Below are 8,818 nucleotides of genomic sequence, written 5' to 3'. Positions count from 1 at the left end.
CCCTGACGGGTCACGTTGCGTCGGATGGCGGCGCGGGATGGCGGCGGGCGGCCGGCATACGGCTGTCGCCCGCCCCCAGGTGTGCTGGGAGCGGGCGACGAGCGTGCGCAACGATCAGAAGTCGAAGCCGCCGCCGATGTCCCCGAAGTCACCGAACCCGTCGAAGCCGCCGCCGTCACCGCCAGCGTCGCCACCGAAGTCGCCGCCGGCCAGGTCCGCGCCGCCGTCACCGAAGCCGTCGAACCCGTCCATCAGCGCGCCGGCCACGGCCGTGCCGACCACGACGCCGGCGATCGAGCCGAGCATCGACCCCATCACCATGCCGCCCATGCCCATGCCGCCGCGGCCACCGCCGGCGCCGGCTCCTCCGAAGGTGCGCTCCATGAACCCCGGCTGGCGCATCTCGGCGCGGGTCGCCGCGCGGGCCAGCGACTGCGGGTCGTCGCCGGCCGGCGTCTCGCCGGACTGCGACAGGCCGGTCAGCACCTGCTGGCGCTGCTCGGGCGTCAGCTTGGCGAAGGCCTCGGCATGCGCCTGCTCGACCTTCTCCGGCGGGGCGGTGCGCAGCAGGTAGCGGTAACGCTCGATGGCCTGCTGGTCCTCCGTGGACTGGGCGGTCTGCCCAGGCTGGCCCACCTGGCCCGGCTGTCCCGGTGCCGGCGCGCCCGGCTGGGGCGCCTGGTCGTAGCCGGCGGGCGGCGGGGCGTACTGCGGCTGGTGCTGCTGGTAGCCCTGCTGCTGTCCCTGCTGCGGCGTGCGGCCGAGCAGTCGGTCGAGGAATCCCATGGTCACTCCCGTGTGTCGTCGGTCGTCCTGTCAGAGAAACGAGGGTCTTACCCCATGCGTTCCCGGTGCACTCCCTCCGACGTCGCTGCAGGTCCGGTCGGTTGGGCGCGGAGGCGGACCGGGAGCGATCTGCCAGGTGCGGCTCAGCCGGCTGCCAGGCGCGCGGCGGCGTCCATCGCGATCCAGAACACCTGCTCGTGGGCGTCGCCCGCCGTGACCCAGCCGCGGTGGTCCCACGCCTCGCCGGCGAGGGAGTCCGCGCTGAAGAGGATCTGCCCCAGCTCGACGCCGCGGTGGGCCGCCACCGCGAGGAACGCGCTGGCCTCCATCTCGACGACCGCGCACCCGGCCTCGATCCGTCGCGCGACGGTGGACCGGGTCTCGCGATAGATGCCGTCGGTGGTCCACGTGCGGCCGGTCTCGTGCGGCGCGCCCGCCGCGTCGAGGGCGTCGATGCAGGCCCGTATGCCGGAGGCCCCCGCCTCGACGACCGGCCCCACGGCCCCGTAGTGGGCGCTCGTGCCCTCGTCGCGCAACGCCGAGGTCACGACGACGGGGTGGCCCATGACGAGGTCGGGCAGGAGCACGCCGGCGGACCCGACCGCGACGAACCGCGTGATGCCCCGGGCGATGGCCTCCTCGAGGAACATGACGGCCCGCGGCGCCCCGATCTCGGGGAAGAAGAACGCGACCCGGCGCCCCGCCACCTCACGGACGTAGCAGGGCTGGCCGCCGATGATCGACGTGAAGCGGAACGCGAGCTCCGAGCCCTCGTGCTCACCGATCGCGCGCACGGTCTCAGGGAAGAAGCAGATCACGGCGGCGTCGGGGACCTCGCCGTCGGGGAGGCGGGGATACAGGGCGGACGGCTCGAGCACCCCGGGCTCGTCCAGGTCGCTCGCCAGGTGCAGGTCGACGGGCAGGATCGGCTCGGTCACGTCACTCCCCTGCCCGGTCGAGGTCCTCGGCGCCGAAGGCCTGCGGCAGCACCTCGCTCATCGGCAGCACGCCGAGGGGCGTCTCGAGCAGGCAGGACGCGCCGCCGTGCTCCCAGAGCAGCTGGCGGCAGCGGCCGCAGGGCATGAGCGGGGCGCCGTTCGCCCCGACGCAGGCCACGGCCACGAGCCGTCCACCGCCCGAGGCGTGCAGCGCCGACACCATGCCGCACTCGGCGCACAGCCCCACCCCGTAGGAGGCGTTCTCGACGTTGCAGCCCACGACGACCCGGCCGTCGTCGACGAGCCCGGCCACCCCGACGGGGAAGGACGAGTAGGGCGCGTACGCCTGCCGCATGACGCTGACGGCGGCCGCGCGCAGGGCGTCCCAGTCGACGTCGTCGGCGCGGGACGGCATACGACTCATCCCACCTCGCCCTTGCGATAGACCTCGCCGTCGGCCGCGGGCATCCGCAAGGCCTGGGAGGCGAGGCCGAGCACGAGCAGCGTGGCGATGTAGGGGGCGGCGCTGGTGAGCTCGCCGGGCACGGTGTCGGTGGCGAAGAAGGACCAGCCCAGACCCACACCGATGACGATCGCGACGACGCCGCCGAGGAGGTTGCGGCGCAGGAGCTGCCAGACCCCGAAGGCCACGAGGAGCAGGCCGACGACGAGCAGCAGGGCGTGCACCGCGCCGCCGCGCAGCTGCACGGCGTCGAAGTAGCCGAACAGCAGCGACCCGGCCGCGAGCGACCCGGGCCGCCAGTTGCCGAAGATCATGGCGGCGAGGCCGATGTAGCCGCGCCCACCGGTCTGCCCGTCGCGGAAGACGTTGGCCGCGACGAGGGCGAGGAAGCCGCCGCCGAGCCCCGCGAAACCGCCCGAGATCAGCACGGCGAGGAACTTGTAGAGGTAGACGTTGACGCCGAGCGACTCGGCGGACCAGGGGTTCTCGCCGCACGAGCGCAGGCGCAGGCCGAAGGTGGTGCGCCACAGCACCCACCAGGACACGAGCACCAGCAGCGCCGCGATGATCGTCAGCACGGACAGGTTGGTCACGAAGGCCGCGAGCACGCCCGCCACGTCTGAGACGAAGAAGATGTGTTTGCCCTCCAGCGAGGTCAGCGCGGGCGACAGGCCGGGGACGGTGACGTCCGGGAGGTGCGGCAGCGGCGGCGACTGGGTCGCGCCACCGCCGGGGGTGCCGGTGAAGGCACGGGCGGCGAGGTACTTGGCGCCGCCCATGCCGATGAGGTTGACGGCCACGCCGGAGACGATGTGGTCGACGCCGAAGACGACGGTGGCCAGGGCGTGGATCGCGCCGCCGATCATGCCGAGCAGGACCGCGCCGACGATGCCGGCCCAGGCGCCCCAGTGCCAGGCGAAGAAGGCGGCGCCCCAGGTGCCGAGGATCATCATGCCCTCGAGGCCGATGTTGACGACGCCGGCCCGCTCCGACCAGAGGCCACCGAGACCGGCCATGCCGATCGGGACGGCGAGGCCGAGGGCGGCAGCCAGGGCACCGGAGGAGGCGAGGTCGTTCTCGCCGGTCACGACGCGCAGGACCGAAACGAACAGCAGGACCAGCAGCGCCAGCCCGGCGATCTGCAGTCCGGACAGGCGGCGACGACGGCGCGGCACCGACCTGCGCCGGTCCGGCCGGTCCGTCACGGGGGCGACACCGGTGGTGCTCATGCGCTGGCTCCTTGGGTGGCAGGGGCGGTCGGTTGCTGCGCCGCCAGGTCGCGGGCGACCTTGGCCTGCTCGAGCCGGACGTTGGCGCGCCGCACCAGCTCGTAGGCGATGACGACGGCGAGGACGATGACGCCCTGGATGATGAAGACCAGCTCGGAGGAGACGCCGGCGTTGATCTGCAGGCCGTTGCCCTGCTGGTCGAGGTAGGACCACAGCAGCGCGGCCAGGCCCATGCCGATCGGGTGGTTGCGCCCCAGAAGGGCGATCCCGATGCCGGCGAAGCCGATGCCGGGCTGGAAGTTGGTGCCGTAGGCGTGATCCTGGCCGAACAGCAGCGGCAGCCCGATCAGGCCGGCGATGGCGCCGGACAGGATCATCGTCGACATGATCATCCGGTGGGCGTTGACGCCGCTCGCGATGGCAGCGGTCTCGGACTGGCCGGCGCTGCGCAGGTCGAAGCCGAAGCGCGTCTTGCCGAGGACCAGCCAGTAGAGGAGGCCGACGACGATCGCCAGGACGAGCAGGCCGTAGACCTTGGTGGTCGTGCCGCTGATGATCTGCAGGCCGGGCACCCACGAGTCCTGGGGCAGCGGCTTGGTGTTGGTGACGTTGCTGCCGGCGCCGGCTGAGCTGTCCCGGGCCTTGGTCAGCAGGAAGGCCACGACGCTGGTCGCGATGGCGTTGAGCATGATCGACGAGATCACCTCGGAGACACCGCGCTTGATCTTGAGGTAGCCCGCGATCGCGGCCCAGCCGGCGCCGACGAGCATGGCGACCAGCGTGGTGGCGATGACGTTGGCCCAGCCCGGCAGGTAGCCCTGCGCCCCGAACACCGCGGCGGCGAAGACCGCCACGCGGTACTGCCCCTCGGCGCCGATGTTGAACAGGTTCATCCGGAAGCCGATGGCGAGGGCCACCGCGGCGAGGTAGTAGACGATGGCGCCGTTGACGATGCGCGCGATCAGTCGGGGGCTCGGCTGGCGCAGCAGCTCGGTCCAGACGGCCCCCACGGGGTCGCCGGCCGCGACGAGCACCAGCGAGGTGATCACGAACGCCACGACGATGGCGAGCAGCGGCGCCGCGAGCGCGAGCAGGACGGCGCGGGGCGAGACCTTCATCGGGTGGGCTCCTGCTGGTGGGTCGAGTGGTCGTCGGCGCGGGTGGCGCCGGTCGCCCCGGACGTGCGGGTCGGCTCGGTCGGTGGGACGTGGTCCGGTATGCCGGAACCGCCCGTCATCGCGGCGCCCAGGTCACCCGGGGACGTGGTCGGGGGCAGCTCCTCGGACAGGCGGCCCTCGCTGATGACGCGGATGGTGTCGGACAGGCCGCGCAGCTCCTCGAGGTCGGCGGTGAGGAGCAGGACCGCGAGGCCCTCGTGGCGGGCCTGCTTGATGTGGTCCCAGATCGCGGCCTGCGCGCCGACGTCGACGCCCCGGGTCGGGTGGGCAGCCACGAGCACCCGTGGCTCGTGGGCCATCTCGCGGCCGATGATGAGCTTCTGCTGGTTGCCGCCGGACAGCGAGCCGGCGGTGACGTGGATCGACGGCGTCCGCACGTCGTAGTCCTCGACGATGCGCGTCGTGTCGCGCTGGGCGCCGCGGGCGTTGATGAACGGTCCGGACACGTTGGGGGCCTGGGTCTGGTGGCCGAGGATGCGGTTCTCCCACAGCGGCGCCTCGAGGAGCAGGCCGTGCCGGTGGCGGTCGGCGGGAACGTAGCCGACGCCGGCCTCGCGGATCCGCCGCGTCGGCCAGTCGGTGATGTCCTTGCCGCCGAGATAGATCCGCCCGGCGGAGGGGTCGCGCATGCCCATGATGACCTCGACCAGCTCGTCCTGGCCGTTGCCCTCGACGCCGGCGATGCCGAGGACCTCGCCCGCGTGGACGGTCAGCGACACGTCGTCGAGGACGTCGCGCCCGCCGGGCCGCTCGAGGCGGACGTTCTCGACGACGAGGACGGCGCGGTCGGTGACCGTGGACTCCTGCGTCTGCGGGCTGGGCATCTCGCGACCGACCATGAGCTCGCCGAGCTCGCGGGAGGTGACGGTGCGCGGGTCGGCGCTGCCCACGGTGGTGCCGCGGCGGATGACGGTGATGTCGTCGGCGACGGCGCGCACCTCGTCGAGCTTGTGCGAGATGAAGATGATGGTCAGGCCCTCGGCCGTGAGGGTCTTGAGGTTGTCGAAGAGCTCGTCGACCTCCTGCGGCACGAGCACGGCGGTGGGCTCGTCGAGGATGAGGATGCGGGCGCCGCGATAGAGGACCTTGAGGATCTCGACGCGCTGGCGGGCACCGACGCCGAGGTCCGAGACGAGCGCCTCCGGGTCCACGCCGAGGCCGTACTCCTTGGAGATGCGCCGGATCTCGGCCTGCGCCCCGTCGCCGATGCCGTGGAGCTTCTCGGCGCCGAGCACGACGTTCTCGGTCACGGTGAAGTTGTCGGCGAGCTTGACGTGCTGGAAGACCATGCCGACCCCGGCGGCGATGGCGTCGCTCGGCCCGTGAAAGGTCACCTCGCGGCCGTCGATGGCGATCGTGCCCTCGTCGGGGCGCTGCACGCCGTAGAGGATCTTCATCAGCGTGGACTTGCCCGCGCCGTTCTCCCCCACCAGCGCGTGGATGCTGCCCTTGCGGACCGAGAAGGTGATGTCCTTGTTGGCCACCACGCCCGGGAACCTCTTGGTGATCCCGCGGACGGCGACGGCGGGCGGCGCGTCTGCGCTCGTCGAGGTGGGTGGAGTTCCGATGGTGCACGCTCCTTGCTCGGTCACGTCGTCGTGGACGTGGCGGCTGACCGCATCACCTTACCGTCGGTGATCACGGGGTCCAGATCGATGGACCGCGGACCTCCCCCGTATGCCGAAGCCCGGCCGCCGTCGGGGTGTCCGTCTGGCGGCCGGGCTGCGGCATACGTGCGTGCGAGGTGCTGCGAGGGTCGATCAGGTCAGGTCAGACCGGTCACTTGGTGGGGACCACGATCTTGCCGGAGACGATGTCGGTCTTGGCCTTGTCGAGCTCGGCCTTAAGGTTGTCGATCTTGCCGCCCGTGGTGGCGAGCTCGACACCGTTGGACTTGAGGTCGAAGACGGCCTCGCCGGACTTGAGGTTGCCGTCCTTGACCTGCTTGATGAACTCCAGGACGCCCACGTCGACGCGCTTGACGACGGAGGTGATGATGACGTCGCGGACGTCGGCCTGGGCGGTCTTGGCCTGGTCGGAGTCGACGCCGATGGCCATGGCGTTCTTGGCCTTGACGGCGGTGAAGACGCCGGAGCCGGAGCCGCCGGAGGCGTGGTAGATCACGTCGGCACCCGCGGAGAGCATGCCCTCTGCGGCGGTCTTGCCGGCGGCCGGGTCGGCGAAGCCGGAGAAGTTCGGGGGCTGGGTGAGGTACTTGACCTGCACCTTGATGTTGGGGTTGGTCGCCTTGGCGCCGGCGACGTAGCCCGCCTCGAACTTCTTGATCAGGTCGGTCTGGACGCCGCCCACGAAGCCGACGTTGCCCGTCTTGGACTTCTTGGCCGCGACGACACCGGCGAGGTAGGAGCCCTCCTGCTCGGAGAACACGATGTTCTGGATGTTGGCGCCCTTGGCGTCGGTGGAGTCGACGAGCGCGAACTTGGCCTGGGGGTTGTCGGCAGCGGCTTTCTTGACGGCCGGGGCGTAGGCGAAGCCCACGGCGATCACGTTGGTGTAGCCGGCCTCGACCAGCTGCTGCAGTCGCTCCTCGCGGGCGGACTCGGCCTCGCCGGCGGTCGCCACGGACTCCTTGGTCTGGGCGCCGAGCTGGGCCTTGGCCTCGTCGAGACCCTTGGCGGCCGAGTCGTTGAAGGACTGGTCACCACGGCCGCCCACGTCATAGGCCATGCCGACCTTGATCGCGGAGCCACCGGCCGCGCCGGAGGACTGGCCGCCGGACGAGCCGGACTCGGTGTCGTTGGGGCTGCCGCAGGCGGCGAGGGCGAGCGAGGCGGCCGTGAGCGCGGTCGCGACCTTGACGATGCGGATCAAGGGTGACTCCTTCGTTGGAACGGATGAGCAAACCCTAGACCGCGGCTCCGGCGGGCCGACGCCGGGTTGCCCCGAGTGCGCCGAAGCGGTGACGAACTGTTATGTGGCCGCGTGGGCCACCACGGCCGGCGCGGCGCGTCTAGGGCGTCGCGACGAGGGCCGACAGCACGGTGCCGGCCAGGGTCCGCACGCCGACGGCGATGGCCCGCTCGTCGACGACCAGGTCGGGTCGGTGCAGGTCGTAGGTCGTGCCGCCGGGCGTCCGCGTGCCGAGGCGCGCGAGGGCTCCGGGGACGCTGCGCAGCATCCAGGAGAAGTCCTCGCCGCCCAGCGACTGCGGCGTCGGCACCACGGCGTCGGCCCCGACCATCGTGGTGACGCCGCTGACCAGGTGCGCCACCGCGTCGGCGTCGTTGACGACGGGCGGCACGCCCTGACGGTGGTCGATCTCGACGGCCACGCCGTACGGCGCCGCGAGGTGCCCGACGAGGTCGTCCACCAGCGGGCCGATCGAGTCCCACACGTCGGCGTCGAGCATCCGCAGCGTGCCCGACGCGGTGCCGGTCGAGGGTATGACATTGCCGGCCTCCCCTGCGTGGATCGACCCCCACACCAGGGCCAGCCCCGCGCGCGGGTCGACGCGCCGGGACAGGGCGGCCGGCAGCCCGGTGACGACCGAGGCCAGGGCATAGGTGAGGTCCTGGGTGATGTGCGGCCGCGAGGTGTGGCCGCCCGCTCCGGTGAGGCGCACCGTCAGGACGTCGGTGGCCGCCGTGATCGCGCCGGTGCGCAGCCCCACCTGACCGACGTCGGTGCCCGGGTCGCAGTGCAGGGCGAAGACCTGGTCCACGTCCTCGAGGTGGCCTGCGGCGACCAGGGCGTGGGCCCCACCCGGCATGACCTCCTCCGCGGGCTGGAAGAGCAGGCGGACGGCATACCCCTGCTCCCGCAACCACTCCTGGTGCGGCGCGAGGGCGAGGGCGAGACCGAGCAGGCAGGTGGTGTGCACGTCGTGCCCGCAGGCGTGGCAGGCGCCGCCGGTCACGGACGCGTAGGGCAGTCCGGAGGTCTCGGTCAGCGGGAGGGCGTCGATGTCGGCGCGGACGGCGATCCGCCGACGGGGCTCCGCGGGGCCGAGGTCGACCACCAGGCCGGTCGGGTGCACGGGGGTGACCCGCAGGCCCTCGGCCTTGAGCCGCTGGGAGATCCGCGTGGTCGTGCGCTGCTCGGCGAAGCCCAGCTCGGGGTGGGCGTGCAGGTCGCGGCGGACCTCGATGAGCTCCGGCTCCAGCGCGTCCACGGCAGCCGAGATGTCGGCCCGCAGCTGGTCGACGACCTGCGCATCGCTCGGGGGTGCGACCTGCTGAACGTGCTCGGAGCCCATGGGCGGCA

8 protein-coding genes are annotated in these 8,818 nt (G+C 72.2%); all 8 read right to left on the bottom strand.

All coding sequences use genetic code 11. The features are described 5' to 3' along the window. Positions 1–114: 114 nt before the first annotated feature. Positions 115–786, bottom strand: a complete 672-nt coding sequence (locus K313_RS0113720) for a hypothetical protein (protein ID WP_029212083.1) — start codon at positions 784–786, stop codon at positions 115–117. A gap of 143 nt (positions 787–929) precedes the next feature. Next, the gene (locus K313_RS0113715; RefSeq protein WP_029212082.1) at positions 930–1,724 is read right to left on the bottom strand and encodes a nucleoside phosphorylase; all 795 of its coding nucleotides are present in this window, start codon (positions 1,722–1,724) and stop codon (positions 930–932) included. Between the two features lies 1 nt (position 1,725). Then, the gene (locus K313_RS0113710) at positions 1,726–2,139 is read right to left on the bottom strand and encodes a cytidine deaminase (protein ID WP_019284179.1); all 414 of its coding nucleotides are present in this window, start codon (positions 2,137–2,139) and stop codon (positions 1,726–1,728) included. 5 nt (positions 2,140–2,144) lie between these two features. Next, positions 2,145–3,416, bottom strand: a complete 1,272-nt coding sequence (locus K313_RS0113705) for an ABC transporter permease (RefSeq protein WP_029212081.1) — start codon at positions 3,414–3,416, stop codon at positions 2,145–2,147. After that, positions 3,413–4,534 (bottom strand): ABC transporter permease, encoded by a 1,122-nt coding sequence (locus K313_RS0113700; protein WP_029212080.1) that lies wholly within the window; start codon positions 4,532–4,534, stop codon positions 3,413–3,415. Before K313_RS0113700 ends, K313_RS0113705 begins: the two co-directional genes overlap by 4 nt. Next, a complete protein-coding gene (locus K313_RS0113695) occupies positions 4,531–6,186 on the bottom strand; it encodes an ABC transporter ATP-binding protein (protein ID WP_240483985.1) in 1,656 nt (551 codons plus the stop codon). Before K313_RS0113695 ends, K313_RS0113700 begins: the two co-directional genes overlap by 4 nt. Positions 6,187–6,373: 187 nt before the next feature. After that, positions 6,374–7,426: a BMP family lipoprotein gene (locus tag K313_RS0113690; RefSeq protein WP_019284183.1), complete on the bottom strand. Its 1,053-nt coding sequence runs from the start codon at positions 7,424–7,426 to the stop codon at positions 6,374–6,376. Positions 7,427–7,565: 139 nt separating this feature from the next. Beyond that, positions 7,566–8,810 (bottom strand): amidohydrolase, encoded by a 1,245-nt coding sequence (locus K313_RS0113685; RefSeq protein ID WP_029212078.1) that lies wholly within the window; start codon positions 8,808–8,810, stop codon positions 7,566–7,568. Positions 8,811–8,818: the final 8 nt, after the last annotated feature.

It is taken from the genome of Arsenicicoccus bolidensis DSM 15745 (assembly GCF_000426385.1).
In the GTDB taxonomy this organism is placed as follows: Bacteria; Actinomycetota; Actinomycetes; order Actinomycetales; family Dermatophilaceae; genus Arsenicicoccus; species Arsenicicoccus bolidensis.
Note: the sequence above shows the minus strand (reverse complement) of the source record. Positions and strands in the feature narration are given on the sequence as shown.

Excerpts from the sequence above, each read along its gene's own strand:
- K313_RS0113720 (WP_029212083.1), bottom strand. The coding sequence starts at position 786 with ATGGGATTCCTCGACCGACTGCTCGGCCGCACGCCGCAGCAGGGACAG.
- K313_RS0113710 (WP_019284179.1), bottom strand. The coding sequence starts at position 2,139 with ATGCCGTCCCGCGCCGACGACGTCGACTGGGACGCCCTGCGCGCGGCC.
- K313_RS0113705 (WP_029212081.1), bottom strand. The coding sequence starts at position 3,416 with ATGAGCACCACCGGTGTCGCCCCCGTGACGGACCGGCCGGACCGGCGC.
- K313_RS0113700 (WP_029212080.1), bottom strand. The coding sequence starts at position 4,534 with ATGAAGGTCTCGCCCCGCGCCGTCCTGCTCGCGCTCGCGGCGCCGCTG.
- K313_RS0113685 (WP_029212078.1), bottom strand. The coding sequence starts at position 8,810 with ATGGGCTCCGAGCACGTTCAGCAGGTCGCACCCCCGAGCGATGCGCAG.